Here is a 19,132-nt window from a genome sequence, read left to right as displayed (position 1 = left end):
TCTCACCAGATGGTGACGCGCTGGTCGGCGTCCAGCCAGAGAGCGTCGCCCTCGGTGACCTCGAACGCCTCGTAGAACGCGTCGATGTTACGCACGATCTGGTTGCAGCGGAACTCGTTCGGCGAGTGCGGATCGATCGTGAGAAGGCGGATGGTCTCGGCATCCCGACCCTTCTGCTGCCAGATCTGCGCCCAGCTCAGCAGCAGACGCTGGATGCCGGTGAACCCGTCGACGACGGGACCCTCGCCCTCCGCCTCACCCTGCTCCTCGAGGAACAGACGGTACGCGGCGATCGCGATGCCGAGCCCACCCAGGTCGCCGATGTTCTCGCCGATGGTGAGGGCGCCGTTGACGTGGTGCTCCTCGCTCAGTCCCTGCGGCACGAGCGCCTCGTACTGGGCGATGAGGGCCTTCGTCCGCTCCTCGAACGCCGCGCGGTCGGCATCCGTCCACCAGTCCCGCAGCGATCCGTCGCCGTCGAAGCGGCTGCCCTGGTCGTCGAAGCCGTGACCGATCTCATGACCGATGACCGCGCCGATGCCGCCGTAGTTCGCCGCCGCATCGCGCTCGGCGTCGAAGAACGGGTACTGCAGGATCGCCGCGGGGAACACGATCTCGTTCATGAGCGGGTTGTAGTACGCGTTGACCGTCTGCGGGGTCATGTACCACTCGTCGCGGTCGATCGGCTGGCCCACCTTGGCGAGCTGACGGTCGTGCTCCCACACGTGGGCGCGGCGCACGTTGCCGACCAGGTCGTCGGCGTCGATCTCGAGGTCGGAGTAGTCCTTCCAGCGAACCGGGTAGCCGATCTTGGGCGTGAAGGCGTCGAGCTTGGCCAGCGCCCGCTCGCGCGTCTCCTCGGTCATCCACTCGAGCGTGCGGATCGATCGGCGGTACGCCTCGATGAGGTGGGCGACGAGGCCGTCCATCGCCTCCTTCGCGGCGGGCGGGAAGTGCCGCTCGACGTAGACCTTGCCGATCGCCTCGCCCAGCGCCGCCTCGACGAGGCTCACGCCGCGCTTCCAGCGTTCGCGGTTCACGGGCACGCCCGTGAGCTGCGTGCCGTAGAACGCGAAGTTCTCGGCCACGAACTCGTCGGACAGGAACGCCGCCGCCGCGTGCACGATCTTGAAGCGCAGCCACGCCTTCCAGTCGTCGAGACGCTCGGCCACGAGCAGACCGCCGAGCGATTCGATGAAGCTCGGCTGGTACACGACGACCTCGGCGAGCGCGTCCTCGTGACCCGGGGCGACCCCCGCACGCCACGGCTCGAGGTCGACTCCGGCGAGGGCGAGCGTGTCGTCCCACGTCTTGAGGTTGTACGTCTTGACCGCGTCGCGGCTGTCTTCGCGCGACCAGTGATGCGCGGCCAGGTCGGCCTCGAGCGCGAACACGCGATCGGCGGATGCCGCGGCCTCGGCGACCCCGGCGAGCTCGAGCACGCGGGCGATGTGCGCCCGGTAGGCGGTGCGGGTCTCGTCGAAGTTGTCGAGCCGGTAATAGCTCTCGTCCGGCAGCGAGATGCCGCCCTGGTAGACCACCGGCACGTAGCGGGTGGGGTCGCCCGGATCGGGCTCGACGAACAGCGTCAGCAGGCCGCTGATGCCGTCGCGCTCGAGTTCGCCGATGAGCCGGAGCAGGGAGGGGATGTCGGTGACGGTGTCGACGGCCGCGAGCTGCGGGGCCAGCGGCTCGCCGCCGAGCGTGGTGATGCGTTCGGTGTCCATGAAGCTCGCGAAGAGGTCGCCGATCTTGCGGGCTTCGCTGCCCGGCTCGGCTTCCTGCGACTCCTGGACGATGGTGCGCACGTCCGCCTCGGCCTGCTCGGCGATGAGGTGGAACGAGCCCCAACGGGCCTTGTCGTCGGGGATCTCGGTGCGCTCCAGCCAGCGGCCGTTCACGTAGCGGAACAGGTCGTCCTGCGGGCGGATCTCGTCGCTGAGCTCGTCGAGCGCGAGACCGGAGCGGGGGGTGTCGGTCATGGAGACAGGATAAGTGCCCCGCATCCGTGCGGGCTCGGAATGCGGGGCGCGCCACGCGTGGACGCGGAACGCAAGCCGTCGCCGTTCCGCGCATCGACCCGAGCGCCCCGCGCCGGGCGGGCCCGCCCCGTCCCCCTCGCATCGCGCAACCTCCGCGATCGGCGCGACCTCAGCGGCATCCCCCTCGGATCGGACGGAGGTTGCGCAGATCACTGACCCTGCGCCGCGCCCGGCTCGCGCCGCACGCGCGCAGGGCGCCGCGCGCCGAGCGACGTCGGAGGCCCGGCCTAGGCTCGGACCGTGACGACACCGCAGCCCGCGACGCTGAACCGCTCGATCCTGCGGCTCGCGGTGCCCGCGCTCGGCGCGTTGATCGCCGAGCCGCTCTTCTTGATCGTGGATGCCGCGATGGTGGGGCACCTCGGTGTCGCTCCCCTGGCGGGTCTCGGCATCGCGAGCGCCGTGCTGCAGACGATCGTCGGGCTCATGGTGTTCCTCGCCTATTCGACGACGCCCGCGGTCGCGCGGCGGTTCGGGGCGGGCGAGACGGGACGCGCGGTGTCCGTGGGCATCGACGGGATGTGGCTGGCTCTCGCGCTGGGCGGGGTGCTCGCCGCGGTCGGGTCGATCGTCACCCCGTCGGTCGTCGACCTCTTCGGCGCCGCCCCCGACGTGGCCGAGAACGCCCGCGTCTACCTCTCGATCTCGATGTGGGGCCTTCCGGCCATGCTCGTGGTGTTCGCGGCCACCGGGCTGCTGCGCGGGCTGCAAAACACGGTCACCCCGCTCTGGATCGCCGGGGTCGGCTTCGGGGCGAACGCCGCCCTCAACGCGGTGTTCATCTACGGCTTCGGATGGGGCATCGCGGGGTCAGCGATCGGCACGGTCGCCGCGCAGTGGGGCATGGTGGGCGCGTACGTCCTCGTCGTGCGCGCGCTCGCGCGTCGGCACGACGCCTCCGTCCGGCCGCAGCGCGAGGGATGGGGCGGGACCGCGCGATCCGGGGGGTGGCTGTTCCTGCGGACCCTCAGCCTGCGGGTGGCCTTCCTCGCCACCGTCGCGGTCGCCACCGGACTGGGGTCCGACGAACTGGCCGGGTGGCAGATCGCCTTCACCATCTTCTCGACGGCCGCCTTCGCCCTCGACGCGCTCGCGATCGCCGCGCAGGCCCTCATCGGCCACGCGCTGGGCGCCGACGAGACCGAGACGGTGCAGAGGGTCCTTCGACGCACGAGCGCCTGGGGCATCTGGTTCGGCGTCGGCGTGGGCGCCGTGCTCGCCGCGGCCTCGGGCGTGATCGGGCTCCTCTTCACCGGCGACGCCGAGATCGCCGCCCTCGTCCAACCCGCTCTGATCGTGCTGGCCGTGGCGCAGCCGCTCGCCGGCTTCGTCTTCGTGCTCGACGGCGTGCTGATCGGCGCGGGAGACGCCCGGTATCTGGCGCTCGCGGGCCTGCTCAACCTCGTCCCCTACGCGCCGGCTCTCGTCCTCGTCGCCCTGTTCGCCGGCGGGGGCCCCGCGGGACTCGCGTGGCTCGCCGCCGCGTTCTTCGGCGTCTACATGATCGCTCGCGCGCTCACCCTCGGCCTCCGCGTGCGCGGTCGGGCGTGGATGACCGCGGGCGGCTGACCCGCCACCGCGGGCGCCCCTTCCGAGCCGGGTGCCACCGGCCACGACGATGCGCCCTCCGCGGGCGTCAGTCGTCGACGACCGCGGCGACCGCCTCGAGCTCGACGAGCTGATCGTCGTAGCCCAGCACGGTGACCCCCATCAGCGTGCTCGGCACATCGTGCGACCCGAACGCGTCGCGCACGACCTCCCACGCCGCCACGAGATCGTCCTGCCGAGCGGATGCCACGAGCACACGCGTGCTGATCACGTCGGTGAGCTGCGCCCCGGCGTCGGCGAGCGCGGTCTCGAGGTTCTCGACGCACCGGGCCGCCTGCGCGCGGACGTCGCCGACCCCGACCGTCGCGCCATCCGCGGCCAGGGGGCAGGAGCCGGCCAGAAAGATGAGACGAGCCTCGGCGGGAGCGGTCGCCGCGTAGGCGTATTCGGCGACGCCCGACAGCGACGCCGAACGGATGAGGGTGACGGCCTTCGGCATCCCCCCACCCTCGCACGCCCCTAGGCCCAGCGGCGGCACCACTCGTACATGATGACCGCGGCGGCGGAGGCCGCGTTGATCGACCGGGTCGAGCCGTACTGCGTGATCTCGACGACACCCGTCGCCGCTTCGATCGCCTCGGGCGAGAGCCCCGGCCCCTCCTGGCCGAACAGCAGCACGCACGCCTCCGGCAGGTCGGACCGATCGATCGGGACCGAACCGTCGACGTTGTCGACCGCGATCACCGGCAGGCCCGCCTCGCGCGCCCACGTGACGAACGCCGCGACGTCCTCGTGATGGCGCACGTGCTGGTACCGGTCGGTCACCATGGCGCCGCGGCGGTTCCATCGGCGCCTGCCGATGATGTGCACCTCGGCCGCGAGGAACGCGTTGGCGCTGCGCACGATGGTGCCGATGTTGAGGTCGTGCTGCCAGTTCTCGATCGCGACGTGGAACGGATGCCGTTTGGCATCCAGGTCCGCGACGATCGCGTCCATGCTCCAGTAGCGGTAGCCGTCGACGACGTTGCGGCGATCGCCGTCGGCGAGCAGCTCGGGGTCGTAGCGCGGGTCGTCGGGCCACTCGTCGGGGCCGCCGGGCCACGGCCCGACCCCGTGCGTCGGAGTCTGTTCGCCCGGGGCGGGTGACTCCGTGTCGTGCGTCGAGGTCGGCGCGTCCCGGGTCGGGACCCGCGGGTCGCGCGCCGGAGACGGCGCGTCCCCCTCCGGAAACCGGGGGTCGAGCGCCGGCGTCGGGTCGTCGGCATCCGTCACCGACCCAGGCTATCCGCGGTCGACGCCCCGCACGATTCGGCGGCCGAGAGCACACGAACGGTACGAGAGCACGCGCCGGCGCTGACGGTCGAACCGGTGATCCCGCGCCGGTCGCGTGCTCCGGGGACGCGGCGAGGAGTTTTCGGGCACCCGAAAAGTCAGTAAGGTTTCGGCATGCCGAAAACAGAGGATGCCGTGGTCCGCCGCCACGCTCCGGGGCGCGCCCTCTGGCTGCTCGGCCCGGCGATGGTCGCGGGAGTGGCGTACCTCGACCCCGGCAACGTCGCCAGCAACATGACCGCGGGCGCCGCCTTCGGCTACCTGCTCGTGTGGGTGGTGGTGCTCGGAAACGTCATGGCGTGGCTGATCCAGTACCTCTCCGCCAAGCTCGGCATCGTCACCGGCGAGAGCCTCCCGCAGATCCTCGGCCGCCGGATGCACCGCCCCTGGGGGCGGCGGCTGTACTGGCTGCAGGCCGAGGCGGTGGCGATGGCCACCGACGTCGCCGAGGTCATCGGCGGGGCCGTGGCGCTGCACCTGCTGTTCGACATCCCCCTGGTGTGGGGAGGAGCGATCACCGGCGTGGTGTCGATGGGTCTGCTGCTCGTCCAGACGCGCCGCGGGGCGCGCGCCTTCGAGACCGTGCTCATCGGGATGCTCGTCATCATCGCCGTCGGCTTCTCGTTCGGCCTGCTGATCGCGCCTCCCGATGCGGCGGGGGTCGCCGCCGGTCTCGTGCCGCGCTTCGAGGGCACGAACTCGGTACTGCTGGCCGCCTCCATCCTCGGCGCCACGATCATGCCGCACGCCATCTACGCGCACTCGGCACTCGCCCGCGACCGCTTCGCCCCGGATGCCGCGACCTTCGCGCAGGTCGGCCACACGGCATCCGCGCGCTCGGCGGGAGCCGGCGCCGACGGCCCCCCGGCGACGGGGACGTCGGCCTCGCGCGCGGCGCTGGAGCACGCACGCGGCATCTCGACCCCGAGGCTGCTCCGGGCCACCCGGTGGGACGTCACGATCGCCCTCGCCGTCGCCGGCACGGTCAACCTCGCCATCCTGCTCCTGGCCGCCGCCAACCTGGCGGGCGTCGACGGCACCGACAGCCTCGAGGGCGCCTACGCGGCGCTCCGCGACGGGCTCGGCCCCCTGGTCGCGACGCTGTTCGCCGTCGGGCTGCTCGCGAGCGGCCTCGCCTCGACCTCGGTCGGCGCCTACGCCGGCGCCGAGATCATGCACGGACTGCTGCGGGCGCGCATCCCACTCGTCGTCCGGCGTCTCGTCACCCTCGTCCCCGCGCTGGCGATCCTCGCACTCGGCGTCGATCCCACCCTCGCCCTCGTGCTCAGCCAGGTGGTGCTGTCGTTCGGCATCCCGTTCGCCCTGGTGCCGCTGGTCGCCCTGACCGCGCGCTCCGACGTCCTGGGCCGGTACCGCAATCGCCGCGCGACCACGGTCGCCGGGGTGCTGGCATCCGGGTTCCTCATCACGCTCAACGTCGTCCTCCTGTGGCTCGTCTTCACCGGCGGATAGGCTGACGGCGTGGAATCGCCCGTGGCAGACGACTATCTCAAGGCGATCTACCACCACACCGAGTGGCAGGACTCCCCGATCACGCCCTCGCAGCTCGCCGGTGTGCTGAGCCTCGCCCCCTCGAGCGTCACCGAGATGGTGAAGAAGCTCGCCGCCCAGGGACTGGTCACCCACCGCCCGTACGGACCCGTGTCGCTCACCGCGGCCGGGCAGCGCCGCGCCGCCGGCGTGATCCGCCGCCATCGCCTCATCGAGACGTGGCTCGTGCGCGAGTTCGCCTACGCGTGGGATGAGGTGCACGACGAGGCCGAGGTGCTCGAGCACGCTCTCAGCGACCGGCTGCTCGAGGGCATCGACGAGCGCCTGGGGCGCCCCCGCTTCGACCCGCACGGAGACGCGATCCCGGATGCCGAGGGCGCGGTGCACCGCGAGCCCTTCATCCTGCTGGCGGAGGCGCCGGTGGGCCACGCGGGCCGGGTGCTGAGGGTGAGCGACCGGGATCCCGAGTTGCTGCGTGCGCTCGTCGATCGCGGGATCGACGTCGGTCACGAGCTCGAGGTCGTGACCGAGGGCGTGGTGCGCGCGGACGGCGTGGAGATGTCGCTGCCGGCCGGAGCCGACGGGTCGGTCTGGCTCACTCGCTGACACCGCCGGTGGGGGAAGGCGCGGCCGCCGTCGGGGTGGCCCGGCTCACCTGCTGACGCGACCTGCCGCGGGCACTGACGCCGCGTCACCGCGGAACCATCGCCGGGCCCGCGCGGGCACCCACACACTGGCGATGACGGCCAGCGCGGCGACGAGGGCGACGACGAGGATCGGGTCGAGTTCGGTCAACGCCATCGCCGCCGCCTGCAGAGCGACCAGGACGGCGAGGTAGACCGTCAGCAGCGTGCGAGCAAGGGAACTGCCCCGCGAAAGCGCCGACCCACCGGCGATCGTGAGCAGTCCGAGCAGCACGGTCGCCGCGCCCACGAGCGAGACCGGCAGCACGAGATCGGGCGTCACGGCGTAGCGCGCCAACAGGACGACGATGCCCAGAGCGGTGTTGAGCAGTCCGCCGACGTAGACGAGCACGATGGCCGCCGTGACCACAGCGGGTCGGCGGCGCACCTCGTCGGCGACCCCGCCCGCGCCAGCGGACACGTCGGCCAGGGAGCGTCGCACGAACCGTCGGTGCGCGAACCGCACCGCTTCGATCGCTCCGAGCGCGAGCACGACCACGAGTGTCACCAGGGTCGCACCGTCGTCGCCCGGATCCTGCAGTTGGAAGAACTCCCCCAACGGCGGCACGGTGAAGATCGCGGTGAGCGCGATGAACATCGCGCCGATCACCACCACCTTCACGCGCGTGACCGGACGCGACAGCACCGTGAGCACCCAGATCGCGACGATCGCGAGGATGATCGTCGCGCCCGTGCGCAACGGCGCCGTCCCCAGACCGATCTGCATCGCCACGCGCGTGTAGACGGTGAGGGAGACGGCGATGACGAGACCCGCGGGGATCGCGAAGCTGAGCGAGCGGCGGAGGAACCCCGGCACGTACCGCTGCGCGTTCGGCAGCAGCGCCAGGAAGAACGCCGGGATGCCGATGGTCAGACCATCGGTGATCGACAACTGCCGCGGCAGGAACGGGAACTCCATCACGAGGACGCCGAACAGCACCGCGAGCCCCGTCGCGTAGACGGTCTTGGTCAGGAACAGCATCGAGACGCGCTCGATGTTGGCTATCACCTGGCGCCCCTCCGCGACCACCGACGGCAGGTGCGAGAAGCGCCCGTCGAGGAGCACGAGGCGCGCCACGGCCTTCGTCGCCGCCGCACCGGAGTTCATCGCGATACCGATGTCGGCCGTCTTGATGGCGAGGGCGTCGTTGACGCCGTCGCCGGTCATGGCCACGACGTGCCCGCGCGCCTGCAGCGCGGTGACCATGCGCTTCTTCTGGTCGGGCGTGACACGGCCGAAGACGGTGTGCTGCTCGAGCACGGCGCCCAGCTCGTCATCGTCGGCGGGCAACCGACGTGCGTCGTACCCCTCGTCGACGTCGAGGCCGACCTCTCGTGCGATGGCCGCCACCGTGCGGGGATTGTCGCCCGAGATGACGCGCACGCCGACGCCCTGATCGCGGAAGTACGCCAGGGCCTCGGCGGCATCCGGACGCACCGCCTCGACGAAGGTCAGCACCGCGACGGCCGCGACACCCGCCGGCAACCGCTCCGCATCGACGTCGGCGTCGGTGAGCGGCGTGCCCGCATGCCCCAGCACGAGGGTGCGTCGACCCGACGAAGCCAGCCGCGTGACCGCGGCGCCCAGTTCGCCGCTCGCATCGGTCGCGGCATCGCCGAACACCATCTCGGGCGCGCCGACCACCCAGGTGCCGTCGGCGCCGCCGTCGAACGACACCGCACTCCACTTTCGCGCCGATGAGAACGGGATCCGCCGGGCCGCCGTGAGCACCGCACCCACGGGGAACGGCTCGCGCAGGCACGTCGCCGTCGCGTTCGCGTCGGGGGCGGCCCCGTACCAGGCCAGCACGTCGGTCCAGCCGGTCGCCTCCGACAGGGCGACCGCGTCGTCGAAGCGGATCTCGCCCGCGGTGAGAGTGCCGGTCTTGTCGAGGCAGATCACGTCGACCCGGGCGAGCCCCTCGACCGCGGGCAGTTCGTTGACGAGCACCTTCTGCCCGGCGAGCCGCGCCGCACCGACCGCGAAGGCGATGGAGGTCATGAGCACGAGCCCGAGCGGGATCATGGCGGTGAGGGCGGCGATGGTGTTCACGACCGCTTGCGACCACGTGCCCTGCTGCCAGGCCTGCACCCAGCCGCCGGCCACCATCATCTGCGCGTTCAGGACCAGCAGTCCGATCGGCCCGATCCCCCAACCGACCCATCGCAGGACGCGGTCGATCGAGGTGCGCAGCTCGCTCGAGACGAGCTGGAAGCGCTTCGCCTCCGCGGCGAAGGTGTTCGCATACGACTCGGCGCCCACGCGGGCGACGCGTGCCGCACCTTCGCCGGCCACCACGATCGACCCCGACAGCACCTCGTCGTCGACGCGTTTGTCGACGGCATCCGACTCGCCGGTGAGCATCGACTCGTCGATCTGCAGGCCGCGGGACGCCACCACCACCGCGTCGGCGGCGATCTGATCGCCCGCGCGCAGCACGAGGACGTCGCCGCGCACCACCTCCGGCGGCGCGATCTCGGCCTCCGCGCCGTCGCGCCGGACCCGGGCGCGGGGCGCGTTCAGCAGGGCGAGGCGGTCGAGCGCGGCCTTGGCGCGGAACTCCTGCACGCATCCGATCACGGCGTTCGAGAGCGCAGCGACCCCGAACAGCGCGTCTTGCCAGCGGCCCAACAGCAGCAGCACGACGAAGCACGCCCCGACGATCCCGTTGAAGAGCGTGAAGACGTTGGCGCGCACGATGTTCCACGCGCTCCGGCTGGTGTCGGCCGTGAAGGCGTTGGTCTGCCCCGACGCCACCCGTTCGGCGACGTCGGCCGCGCTCAGTCCGCCGACGCCGAGGTCTGCGCGGCCGTCGCTCGTCGCCTGCTCCATGCGCTCACTGTAGAGCCCCCCCGCCGACACCGCGGGGGCCGGTTCAGGATGCCGCTCGCCGAGCCCTCTCGAACGGCCATTTCACGTGCGTGGCGGTCTCGCAGGCGCGCCACAGCTCGGTGCCCAGGTCTCCTCGCCGCGTGCCCCGGGCGGGAGTCGCCCGCCGCGGCGCGCCGCGCGCGACGAGCGCCGGGCCGTACATCGAGCCGCCCTCGGCGTGGGGATCGACGAGAGCACGCACGAGCGCCCACGCGCCCTGCTCCTTGGACTGGGTGATGGGCGCCTGCAGGTTGTCGACGAATCGCGTGAGACGGCTCGGCTCGTTCACGCCCCGCACCCCGCGCGTCCGACCGCTCGTGGAGTAGCCCGGGTGCGCGACGAGGCTCTCGACCGGCACGCCGTGGGCCCGCAGCATCTTGTCGGCCTCGAGGGCGAGGGCGGTCGTCGCGGCCTTCGACTGTACGTAGGCCTTCCAGGGCGTGTAGCCCTCGCGCAGCTCGGGGTCGGTGGGCAGGTGCCGCCAGAGGGAGGTCGACATGCTCCCCACCCAGACCATCCGCCCGCGGGCGGTCGCGAGCGGTTTGAGGAGCTCGCCGGCCAGGGCGAAGTGGCCGAGCACGTTGGTCGCGAACACGAGTTCGTGTCCACCGACGGTCTCGCGCTGCTTCGGCGGATGGACCACGCCGGCGTTCAGCAGCAGCCCGTCGAGGCGCCCGCGCGCCCGCGCCGTCGCCGCGGCCGCACGCACCGACCCCATGTTGCTGGTGTCGAGCAGGAGCGTCTCGATCGCGGCATCCGGGGTCGAACGCTTCACCGCCGCCTTGGCGGCGGAGAGGCTGTGGGGGTTGCGCCCGGTCAGCAGCACGTGGGCACCCGCCGCGGCGAGCTGCTCGCACGCGAAGAACCCGAGACCGCGGGTCGCGCCGGTGACGAGATAGGAGCGTCCAGAGAGATCGGGAAGGTTCTCGGGGTCCCAGTCACGACGCGTCACCCTTCGACCCTAACGAGATCGGGCGCCCACGTCACGGGTTCATTCCGTTCGGGGAATATCGGCATCCCGGAACTTTTTTCGGAATCGACGTGACGAATCGTCCGCGGGCACCGTCTCCCCCGTGAGCACCCCGCTCCGTCGCGACGAACACCCCGCCGCCGACGCCGTCACATCGAGAAGGAGTCAGATCATGGGTCTGGACGACAAGATCAAGAACGCCGCTCAGGACATCGTGGGCAAGGCGAAGGAAGCCATCGGCAACGCGACCGACAACGACAAGCTCGCCGCCGAGGGCAAGGCCGACCAGGTCAAGGCGGATGCCAAGAAGGCCGGCGAGAACGTGAAGGACACCTTCAAGTAAATCGCCGCCACCGCGGGCGGGTCGCGATCCTCATGATCGCGCCCGCCCTCGTGCGTTCTGGAGGGCGCGTACGGGGCCGGGTCTAGGCTGGGCCGCATGCGGACCCGTGGCGACATCGAGTGCTGGCTCACCGACATGGACGGCGTGCTCGTCCATGAGAACACCCCCATCGCGGGCGCCTCGGAACTGCTCGCGCAGTGGCGGTCCGAGGGCACACCGTTCCTCGTGCTCACGAACAATTCCATCTTCACGCCGCGCGATCTGAGTGCCCGGCTGCGCGCATCCGGCCTTGAGGTGCCGGAATCGTCGATCTGGACCTCGGCCCTGGCCACCGCCGACTTCCTCCGGTCGCAGATGCCGGGCGGCTCCGCCTTCGTCATCGGCGAAGCGGGCCTCACCACCGCGCTCCACGAGGCGGGGTTCATCATGACCGAGACGACCCCCGACTACGTCGTGGTCGGGGAGACCCGCAACTACTCCTTCGAGGCCATCACCAAGGCCATCCGCTTCATCCGCGGCGGTGCGCGCTTCATCGCGACCAACCCGGATGCCACCGGCCCCTCGACCGAGGGCGTGCTCCCGGCGACCGGAGCGATCGCGGCGCTCATCACCAAGGCCACCGGCAAGGAGCCCTACATCGTGGGCAAACCGAACCCGATGATGTTCCGCTCGGCGCTCAACCGCATCGGCGCCCACAGCGAGAACACGGGCATGATCGGCGACCGCATGGACACCGACATCGTCGCCGGCATCGAGGCCGGGCTGCACACGGTGCTCGTGATGACCGGCATCAGCGACCAGCGCGAGATCGAGCGCTATCCCTTCCGTCCCGACGAGATCCTCGGCTCGGTGGCAGAGCTCGTGCGCGACGAGCCCCTCGAGACCGAACTGGCCGACGGGGAAGACGGGCTCGAAGCCGGGCTCTGACCCCGCCACCGAGAGGACGACGCATGGACGATCCCACGCTGTGGTTGATCACGGCCTTCTTCATCACCGCCGGCACGCTCGTGGCGTTCATCGTGCAGTGGCGGCGGTCACGGCGCGGGGGCGGACGCCGCGATCCGTTCGACGGGCCGGGAGACGGCGCACCCTGAGCACGGCTGTCGCACCGTTCGACGTGGCGAGGCGAGGGGCGGCATCCACCCCCCGGCCGTCACGACAACAGGGCACGTCACCGCGACAGGACGATTCGCGCGGAATCGGCCTGTTCTCGCCGCACCCGCCTGTTCTGGTGACGCGTCGCGCTTACTGCGGCGCCAGCCCCAGGTCGTCGAGATCGATGGATGCCAGCCACTGCAGGCCCTCCGCCTCGATCGCGGCCTGCGCGCCGGTCTTGCGGTCGACGATCACGGCGACGGCGACGACGTCGGCGCCCTCGCGGCGCAGCGCCTCGACGGCCTTGAGTGCCGACTGACCGGTCGTCGAGGTGTCTTCGACCACGACGACGCGCTTGCCCTTCACGTCGGCGCCTTCGATCTGACGACCCCGGCCGTGGTCCTTCGGCTCCTTGCGCACGACGAACGCGTCGAGCGGAGTACCGGCGTGCACGGACTCGTGCATGACGGCGTTGGCGATCGGGTCGGCGCCCAGCGTCAGACCGCCCACGGCGACGACGCCGTCGAGGTCCTTCACGAGGTCGAGCACGAGGCGCCCGATCGCGGGAGCCGCGCGGTGGTCGAGCGTGAGCTTGCGCATGTCGACGTAGTACGTCGCCTTCTTGCCGCTCGAGAGGGTGAAGTCGCCGTGGAACACCGCCTCGGCGTTGATGAGGCCGATGAGGGCCTGGCGGTCGGCTTCGAGCTCGGGCGTAGAGGCGGCGGTCACGGCGTCGAGTCTATTGCTCCGGCCCACCCGGGCCCGCTCGAGCCCGCCTGAGCACAACGGCGGGCCGGCGGCGGAACACGCCGCGGAACCCGCGCCCCGGCCGGCTTGTCGCACCTCCCTCCCGCCGTCGTGCACACCGACGGGCGGCGCCGGGCGCCGCGGAACGCCCAGGGGCGCCGCCGCGGACGGCGATGTCCGCGCCCGAAAGTAGGCTGGATGCCATGCGCCTGGCCACCTGGAACGTCAACTCCATCCGCGCTCGTGTGACCCGCACCGTCGAGTTCTGCGTGCGCGAGCACATCGACGTGCTGGCGATGCAGGAGATCAAGTGCAAGACGGAGCAGTTCCCGTATGCGGCCTTCGAAGAGGCCGGGTACCACGTCGCCGCTCACGGCCTGAACCAGTGGAACGGCGTCGCGATCGCGAGCCGCGAGCCGCTCGACGACGTCGAGATCGGCTTCCCCGGCATGCCCGGATTCGAGAAGGGCAAAGAGGGGCCCGACCTGCCCCAGGAGGCCCGCGCGATCGGGGCGACCGTGAACGGCGTGCGCGTGTGGAGTCTGTACGTGCCCAACGGGCGCGGGCTCGACGACCCCCACTACGTCTACAAGCTCGACTGGCTCGACAAGCTGCGCCAGTACACGGCCGACACTCTCGAGAAGAGCCCCGACCTGCCGCTCGCCCTGACCGGCGACTTCAACATCGCCCCCACCGATGACGACAACGGCGACCCCACCGTCGTGGAGGGCGCGACCACCCACGTGTCCCCTCCCGAGCGCGCCGCCTTCGCCGCCTTCGAGACCGCGGGGCTGACCGACGTCGTGCGCCCGCTCATCCCCACCGGCTACACCTACTGGGACTACAAGCAGTTGCGTTTCCCCCGCAACGAAGGTCTGCGCATCGACTTCATCCTCGGCTCCCAGGCGTTCGCCGATGCCGTCCACGGCGCCGAGATCCACCGTGACGAACGCAAGGGCGAAGTACCCAGCGACCACGTCCCCGTCGTCGCCGACCTCGACCTGTCGGATGCCGACGACGACGACGATCTGCCGATGATCTTCGGCTGATCGCCGGCGCCGTCCGCGCGCTTCCCCGCGGTTCGGCGCGCCCCGCCGGAATCCGTGGTCTTCTCGTCCGCATCGGGCGGTGCGCCGGGTCGCCGGCGGATCGTCGTCGACGCGCACGTTCCTCGCCGCCTCCTCGACGGAGACTCCCGAGAAGAACGCGATCCTGCGAGCACGCGCACCGACCGCCGCCGCACGATCGCGGCATCCGGAAGATTTTTCCCTCACCCTGTCGATTCCGCTCGGTGCCGTTCGACGCGATAGTAGGGGCAGGCATTCGCTCCCCTCAGATCGCTCGAGAGAGCACCGACGAGAAGAGTCCACGATGAAGTACATGCTGATCATGCGCGGCACCGACGAGGCGTACGCGGCGTACAAGCGGATCCCGTTCGAGCAGGTCATCAACGACATGGGCGCCTACAACGAGGCGATGATGACCGCCGGCGTGCTGGTCGCCGGAGACGGTCTGGCCGAGGACATGAGTCAGAACTTCACCGTGGCCTTCGGCGGCGAGGAGCCCGTCGTCACCGACGGCCCCTACGGCGAGACGCACGAGCTGTTCAACGGCTTCTGGATCATCGAGGTGTCGTCGAAGGACGAGGCCGTCGAGTGGGCGCGGCGAGCGCCGCTCATCGCGGGCAACACGCTCGAGGTGCGTCGCGTGACCGACGAGACGGACTTCGCCGCGTTCGCCGACAACGCCTACATCCAGAAGGAGGAGGGCTGGCGCGAGGAGCAGTCCTCCCGGTGAGCCCCGACCCCGTCGCCGACGTCGCGCGGCGCGTCGCGGCGATCTGGCGCATCGAAGGCGCCCGCATCGTCGCGACGCTCGCGCGCGTGGTGGGAGACCTCCCGACCGCGGAGGATCTGGCTCAGGATGCCGTCGCCGAGGCGCTCGCGCGCTGGCCTCGCGACGGCGTTCCGGCCAACCCCGGCGCCTGGCTGACCACGGTCGCGAAGCGACGGGCGATCGACGACTGGCGGCGGGCGCGGAACCTCAGCGAGAAGTACCGGCTGATCGGCGCGGAGACGGACGAGATGACGGATGCCGAATGGCATCCGATCGACGACGATGTGCTGCGTCTGGTGTTCGCGGCGTGTCATCCCGTGCTCGCTCCGGAGGCGCAGGTGGCGTTGACGTTGAAGGTCGTCGGCGGCCTCGGCTCAGAAGCGATCGCCCGGCTGTTCCTCGTTCCGATACCGACGATGCAGCAGCGGATCGTCCGCGCGAAGAAGACGCTCAGCGCCGCGCGAGTGCCGTTCGAGGTGCCGGATCCGGCGGAGTGGCCGACCAGGCTCCGCGCCGTCCTGAGCGTGATCTACCTCGTCTTCACCGAGGGCTACGCCGCCACCTCCGGCGACGCGGTCCTGCGGACAGAGCTCGCGCACGAGGCGATCCGTCTCGGGCGCGTCCTGGCGCGGCTGCTCCCCCACGAGCCCGAGGTGCTGGGGCTCGGCGCCCTCATGGAGCTGCAGGCGTCGCGCTTCGCGGCCCGCGTGGATGCGAACGGGGATGCCGTGCTCCTCGCCGATCAGGACCGGCGGCGCTGGGATCGCTCGGCGATCGCCCGCGGGTCGGCGCTGCTGGCCCGCGCCGATGCGATCGGGCGCGGGCGCGGGCCGTACCAGCTGCAGGCCGCGATCGCGCTCTGTCACGCGGAGGCGGCGAGCGTCGACGCGACGGAGTGGGATCGCATCGCCCTGCTGTACGAGGTGCTCGGCCGGGTGGCCCCGAGTCCCGTCGTCGAACTCAATCGCGCCGTGGCGGTGTCGATGGCATCCGGGCCTCTCGAAGGACTCGCGATCGCCGACGGTCTCGCCGCCGCCGGCGCGCTGAAGGGGTCGCACTTGATCCCGTCGGTGCGCGGCGAGCTGTTGGCACGGCTGGGACGCACGCGCGAAGCGCACGACGAGCTCCTGAACGCGGCGGACCTCGCCCGCAACGAGCGCGAGGCAGCGCTGCTCCGGCGGAAGGCCGAAGCGCTGGCGCCCTGACTCGTGGCCTGCCGCTCCCGGTCCCTTCGACAGGCTCAGGGACCTCGACGACCACACAGGTGGCTGAGCCTGTCGAAGCCACCGAGACGTGCGGCGGGGCCGGGGGAAACCCGACCCCGCCGTCACTGCGCGTCAGGCCGCGGGGACCTCGGCGGGCGCCGTGCGCGAGATGAGCGTCACGAGCGCCTCGATGATGGAGCGCAGGAACTCCGCCGTGCCCTCGTTCGTGACGGTGCCGTCCTCCTCGAACAGGCCGGGGGTCGACTGGATGTAGCCCTCGGGCTGGCCCAGGACGAGAGCGTTGTAGTGCAGGAGCACCGAGCGCAGGTGCTGCTGGCCGGCCGCGGTGGCGATGCCGCTCTGCGACGTGCCGATGACGGCGGTGGGCTTGTCGTTGAACGACGCCTCGCCGTAGGGGCGGGCGGACCAGTCCAGGGCGTTCTTGAGAACGCCGGGGATGGAGCGGCTGTACTCGGGGGTCACGATGAAGACGCCGTCGGCATCCTGGATCGCGTTCTTGAAGTCCGTCGCGACCTCGGGGAAGTTCCCGTCGTAGTCGGGAGAGTAGAACGGGAGGTCCTTGATCGGGATCTCTTTCAGCGTCACGCCCTCGGGCGCCACCTTCTCGAGCGCCTTGGCCAGGCGGCGGTTGATGGAGGTGCTGGAGATGCTGCCGACGATGTAGCCGATCGTGTAGTCGGTCACGATGATCCTCTCTGTGCTGACGGGGGCGCAGTGACTGTGCCCAGGTGCATTCACGTGCAAGCGTCACCCGCCAACCTGTATTCCGCCCCCGCTTGACTCCGCCCTGCGGGGGATGCAGGTGTGGGGGGTCCCCCTTAGCGTGGAGGGATGGCACGACTCACCCGTTCCCAGCGGCGCAACGATCTCGTGCTCGCGGCGGCCCTCCTGCTGGGCGGCCTCATGAGCGCCGTGCTGTCGTCGATCTCCGGCCTGTACGGCGACAAGCAGGGCTCACTCGCCATAGCCCTCGGTTACGTCGCCTTCCTCGCTGTGCCGATCGCGTTTCGTCGACGCTGGCCGTCGGTCGCGGCGGTGCTGGTGTCGCTCGCGTACTTCATGGCCGTGACGTTCCGCATCCCCGAGGTGTACGCGGGGAACATCGCGATGTTCATCGCGCTTTACACGGTCGGCGCGTGGGAGACGAACCGACGCCGAGCCACGATCGTGCGCGTCGCGATCGTCATCGGCATGTTCGCCTGGCTCTTCATCGTGATGTTCCAGGAGGCCACGCAGCCGATCGATCCGAGCGTCGAGGGGCCCTTCTCGCGCGCCGGCGCGTTCTCGCCGTTCGTGGCCTATCAGCTGCTGAGCCTCGCGCTGAACGCGCTGTATTTCGGCGGCGCCTACTACTTCGGCAACCGCTCGTATCAGCAGATGCGCGAGCGCGCCGAACTCGAACAGCGAACCGCCGAGCTGGAATCGGAGCGCGAGGTGACCGCGGCCCAAGCGGTGGCACTCGACCGCGTGCGCATCGCCCGCGAGCTGCACGACGTCGTCGCCCACCACGTGTCGCTCATGGGTGTGCAGGCCGGAGTCGCCCGCGCCGTTCTGGCGAAGGACTCCGAGAAGGCGCGCGAGGTGCTCGCGGGCATCGAGGACTCGGCCCGGACGTCGCTCCACGAGCTGCGCCAGCTGCTCGAGACCCTGCGGGCGCCCGGGAACGACAGCGATCCCGACACCGCTCCGACCACGCACGGCTTGACCTCGATCGCCGCTCTCGTCGACGAGGCTTCCGCCGCGGGACTCCCCGCCACCTTCACCGTCATCGGGGAACCGATGCAGGACCCGCCTCCTCTCGTGCAGGTGAACCTGTACCGCATCGCCCAGGAGGCGCTCACGAACGCGCGTCGCCACGCCGGCCCCCACGCCACCGCCGATGTGCGCCTCCGGTTCGACCCGGATGCCATCGAACTCGAGGTCGCGAACACCGGACGCTCCGGCTCCACGACACCGGGGCTCGGACAACTCGGCATGCGCGAGCGCGCGGCGGTGTCGGGCGGCACCATCGAGATCGGCCCACGCTCGCGAGGCGGGTACCTCGTGCGCGTCCGCGTGCCCGCGGCCGAGAGCGAGGTCGCCCATGTCTGAGGTGCGGGTGCTGCTGGTCGACGATCACGCGATGATGCGTGCGGGGTTCCGCACGATCCTCTCGCTCGAAGACGACCTCCGCGTCGTCGGCGAGGCCGCCACGGGGCGCGAGGCGATCGCCGCCGCGGCGGAGCTCCGCCCCGACGTGATCTGCATGGACGTGCAGATGCCCGACATGGACGGCCTGGAAGCGACGCGACTGCTGACGGCGGACCCCGACTCGGATGCCGCGATCCTCATCGTCACGACCTTCGACCGCGACGACTACCTGTTCGCCGCCCTGTCCGCCGGGGCGAGCGGGTTCCTGCTGAAGAACGCGGGGCCGGAGGAGCTCGTCTCCGCGGTGCGCATCGTCGGAGCCGGAGACGCCCTGCTCGCGCCGGAGGTCACCCGCCGGGTGATCGCGCGGTTCGCCCCGGGAGGGTCGCCGGAGCCCGCGGCATCCGTTCCTCCCCCGCTCGCTCTCGTGGAGCCGCTCACCGAGCGGGAGGCGGAGGTGTTGACGCTCGTCGCCGAGGCCCTGAGCAACGCCGAGATCGCCGCGCGGCTGTTCATCGGCGAGGCGACGGTGAAGACGCACGTGTCGAACGTGCTGCAGAAGCTCGGCGCGCGCGACCGCGTGCAGGCCGTGGTGCTCGCGCACCGGCACGGGTTGGCCTGAGGGCGCGGCGAGTTCCGCGGGAGAGCAGGCGAGGACGCACTCGTTCGCCGATGACGCACGCCTTCGCCGCGAAACGGGTGCGGTCTCGACACACGCGTACGCCCTCGCCGGTCCACCCCGCCCTGCGCGACCTCGCACCCGCCCGAGACGACCCGCCCCCTCGCACGCCCGCCC

The 19,132-nt window shown here is 71.2% G+C and carries 18 protein-coding genes; 11 read left to right on the top strand and 7 right to left on the bottom strand.

Features of this window, described 5'->3' with window-relative positions; translation table 11 throughout:
* Positions 1-2: 2 nt before the first annotated feature.
* Positions 3-1,982 carry a M13-type metalloendopeptidase gene (locus AB0N82_RS04850; protein ID WP_315994294.1) on the bottom strand — a complete coding sequence of 660 codons (1,980 nt, stop codon included), beginning with the start codon at positions 1,980-1,982 and terminating at the stop codon, positions 3-5.
* 300 nt (positions 1,983-2,282) lie between these two features.
* Between AB0N82_RS04850 and AB0N82_RS04845 the strand changes: the two genes are divergently transcribed.
* Entirely contained in the window at positions 2,283-3,611 is a 1,329-nt protein-coding gene (locus AB0N82_RS04845) for an MATE family efflux transporter (RefSeq protein WP_363388773.1), read from the top strand.
* A 67-nt stretch (positions 3,612-3,678) separates the two neighbouring features.
* Here the strand turns inward: AB0N82_RS04845 and AB0N82_RS04840 are convergent, their stop codons facing one another.
* Both AB0N82_RS04840 and AB0N82_RS04835 read right to left on the bottom strand, forming a co-directional pair.
* Entirely contained in the window at positions 3,679-4,089 is a 411-nt protein-coding gene (locus AB0N82_RS04840; RefSeq protein ID WP_363388770.1) for a Rid family hydrolase, read from the bottom strand.
* A 20-nt stretch (positions 4,090-4,109) separates the two neighbouring features.
* Positions 4,110-4,862, bottom strand: coding sequence for a TrmH family RNA methyltransferase (locus AB0N82_RS04835; protein ID WP_363388767.1), 753 nt, complete (start codon positions 4,860-4,862; stop codon positions 4,110-4,112).
* A gap of 174 nt (positions 4,863-5,036) precedes the next feature.
* Between AB0N82_RS04835 and AB0N82_RS04830 the strand changes: the two genes are divergently transcribed.
* Both AB0N82_RS04830 and AB0N82_RS04825 read left to right on the top strand, forming a co-directional pair.
* Positions 5,037-6,395 (top strand): Nramp family divalent metal transporter, encoded by a 1,359-nt coding sequence (locus tag AB0N82_RS04830; protein WP_363388764.1) that lies wholly within the window; start codon positions 5,037-5,039, stop codon positions 6,393-6,395.
* A 9-nt stretch (positions 6,396-6,404) separates the two neighbouring features.
* Positions 6,405-7,040 (top strand): metal-dependent transcriptional regulator, encoded by a 636-nt coding sequence (locus AB0N82_RS04825; protein WP_363388761.1) that lies wholly within the window; start codon positions 6,405-6,407, stop codon positions 7,038-7,040.
* 45 nt (positions 7,041-7,085) lie between these two features.
* On the opposite strand, the gene AB0N82_RS04820 is transcribed toward AB0N82_RS04825, so the two are convergent.
* Positions 7,086-9,950, bottom strand: coding sequence for an HAD-IC family P-type ATPase (locus AB0N82_RS04820; RefSeq protein ID WP_363388758.1), 2,865 nt, complete (start codon positions 9,948-9,950; stop codon positions 7,086-7,088).
* Between the two features lie 43 nt (positions 9,951-9,993).
* A complete protein-coding gene (locus AB0N82_RS04815; protein WP_363388755.1) occupies positions 9,994-10,941 on the bottom strand; it encodes an SDR family NAD(P)-dependent oxidoreductase in 948 nt (315 codons plus the stop codon).
* A gap of 190 nt (positions 10,942-11,131) precedes the next feature.
* Here AB0N82_RS04815 and AB0N82_RS04810 point away from each other — a divergent pair, with 190 nt between their 5' ends.
* From AB0N82_RS04810 to AB0N82_RS04800, 3 genes are all read left to right on the top strand, one after another.
* Complete coding sequence (locus AB0N82_RS04810; RefSeq protein WP_055832729.1) at positions 11,132-11,302, top strand: CsbD family protein; 171 nt, start codon at positions 11,132-11,134, stop codon at positions 11,300-11,302.
* A 96-nt stretch (positions 11,303-11,398) separates the two neighbouring features.
* Positions 11,399-12,229 carry an HAD-IIA family hydrolase gene (locus AB0N82_RS04805; protein ID WP_315994286.1) on the top strand — a complete coding sequence of 277 codons (831 nt, stop codon included), beginning with the start codon at positions 11,399-11,401 and terminating at the stop codon, positions 12,227-12,229.
* Between the two features lie 23 nt (positions 12,230-12,252).
* Complete coding sequence (locus AB0N82_RS04800; protein WP_363388752.1) at positions 12,253-12,396, top strand: hypothetical protein; 144 nt, start codon at positions 12,253-12,255, stop codon at positions 12,394-12,396.
* A 151-nt stretch (positions 12,397-12,547) separates the two neighbouring features.
* On the opposite strand, the gene pyrE is transcribed toward AB0N82_RS04800, so the two are convergent.
* Positions 12,548-13,126 (bottom strand): orotate phosphoribosyltransferase, encoded by a 579-nt coding sequence (pyrE, locus tag AB0N82_RS04795; protein WP_315994284.1) that lies wholly within the window; start codon positions 13,124-13,126, stop codon positions 12,548-12,550.
* Positions 13,127-13,347: 221 nt separating this feature from the next.
* Between pyrE and AB0N82_RS04790 the strand changes: the two genes are divergently transcribed.
* From AB0N82_RS04790 to AB0N82_RS04780, 3 genes are all read left to right on the top strand, one after another.
* Entirely contained in the window at positions 13,348-14,193 is an 846-nt protein-coding gene (locus AB0N82_RS04790; protein WP_315994283.1) for an exodeoxyribonuclease III, read from the top strand.
* 322 nt (positions 14,194-14,515) lie between these two features.
* Positions 14,516-14,941, top strand: a complete 426-nt coding sequence (locus AB0N82_RS04785) for a YciI family protein (RefSeq protein WP_315994282.1) — start codon at positions 14,516-14,518, stop codon at positions 14,939-14,941.
* Entirely contained in the window at positions 14,938-16,185 is a 1,248-nt protein-coding gene (locus AB0N82_RS04780) for an RNA polymerase sigma factor (protein ID WP_363388747.1), read from the top strand. The genes AB0N82_RS04785 and AB0N82_RS04780 overlap by 4 nt, the downstream gene beginning before the upstream one ends.
* Before the next feature lie 132 nt (positions 16,186-16,317).
* Here AB0N82_RS04780 and AB0N82_RS04775 read toward each other — a convergent pair whose 3' ends face one another.
* Positions 16,318-16,890 (bottom strand): NADPH-dependent FMN reductase, encoded by a 573-nt coding sequence (locus AB0N82_RS04775; RefSeq protein WP_315994280.1) that lies wholly within the window; start codon positions 16,888-16,890, stop codon positions 16,318-16,320.
* Positions 16,891-17,037: 147 nt separating this feature from the next.
* Here AB0N82_RS04775 and AB0N82_RS04770 point away from each other — a divergent pair, with 147 nt between their 5' ends.
* Entirely contained in the window at positions 17,038-18,297 is a 1,260-nt protein-coding gene (locus tag AB0N82_RS04770; protein ID WP_315994279.1) for a sensor histidine kinase, read from the top strand.
* Positions 18,290-18,958: a response regulator transcription factor gene (locus AB0N82_RS04765; protein ID WP_315994278.1), complete on the top strand. Its 669-nt coding sequence runs from the start codon at positions 18,290-18,292 to the stop codon at positions 18,956-18,958. Before AB0N82_RS04770 ends, AB0N82_RS04765 begins: the two co-directional genes overlap by 8 nt.
* Positions 18,959-19,132: the final 174 nt, after the last annotated feature.

Origin of the sequence: Microbacterium sp. NPDC089186, assembly GCF_040685115.1 — a bacterium.
Taxonomy (GTDB): Bacteria; Actinomycetota; Actinomycetes; order Actinomycetales; family Microbacteriaceae; genus Microbacterium; species Microbacterium galbum.
The sequence above is the reverse complement of the archived record's forward strand: the minus strand, read 5'-3'. Positions and strand labels throughout refer to the sequence as shown.

Excerpts from the sequence above, each read along its gene's own strand:
- AB0N82_RS04850 (WP_315994294.1), bottom strand. The coding sequence starts at position 1,982 with ATGACCGACACCCCCCGCTCCGGTCTCGCGCTCGACGAGCTCAGCGAC.
- AB0N82_RS04840 (WP_363388770.1), bottom strand. The coding sequence starts at position 4,089 with ATGCCGAAGGCCGTCACCCTCATCCGTTCGGCGTCGCTGTCGGGCGTC.
- AB0N82_RS04830 (WP_363388764.1), top strand. The coding sequence starts at position 5,037 with ATGCCGAAAACAGAGGATGCCGTGGTCCGCCGCCACGCTCCGGGGCGC.
- AB0N82_RS04820 (WP_363388758.1), bottom strand. The coding sequence starts at position 9,950 with ATGGAGCAGGCGACGAGCGACGGCCGCGCAGACCTCGGCGTCGGCGGA.
- AB0N82_RS04810 (WP_055832729.1), top strand. The coding sequence starts at position 11,132 with ATGGGTCTGGACGACAAGATCAAGAACGCCGCTCAGGACATCGTGGGC.
- AB0N82_RS04805 (WP_315994286.1), top strand. The coding sequence starts at position 11,399 with ATGCGGACCCGTGGCGACATCGAGTGCTGGCTCACCGACATGGACGGC.
- AB0N82_RS04800 (WP_363388752.1), top strand. The coding sequence starts at position 12,253 with ATGGACGATCCCACGCTGTGGTTGATCACGGCCTTCTTCATCACCGCC.
- AB0N82_RS04790 (WP_315994283.1), top strand. The coding sequence starts at position 13,348 with ATGCGCCTGGCCACCTGGAACGTCAACTCCATCCGCGCTCGTGTGACC.
- AB0N82_RS04785 (WP_315994282.1), top strand. The coding sequence starts at position 14,516 with ATGAAGTACATGCTGATCATGCGCGGCACCGACGAGGCGTACGCGGCG.
- AB0N82_RS04770 (WP_315994279.1), top strand. The coding sequence starts at position 17,038 with ATGGCACGACTCACCCGTTCCCAGCGGCGCAACGATCTCGTGCTCGCG.
- AB0N82_RS04765 (WP_315994278.1), top strand. The coding sequence starts at position 18,290 with ATGTCTGAGGTGCGGGTGCTGCTGGTCGACGATCACGCGATGATGCGT.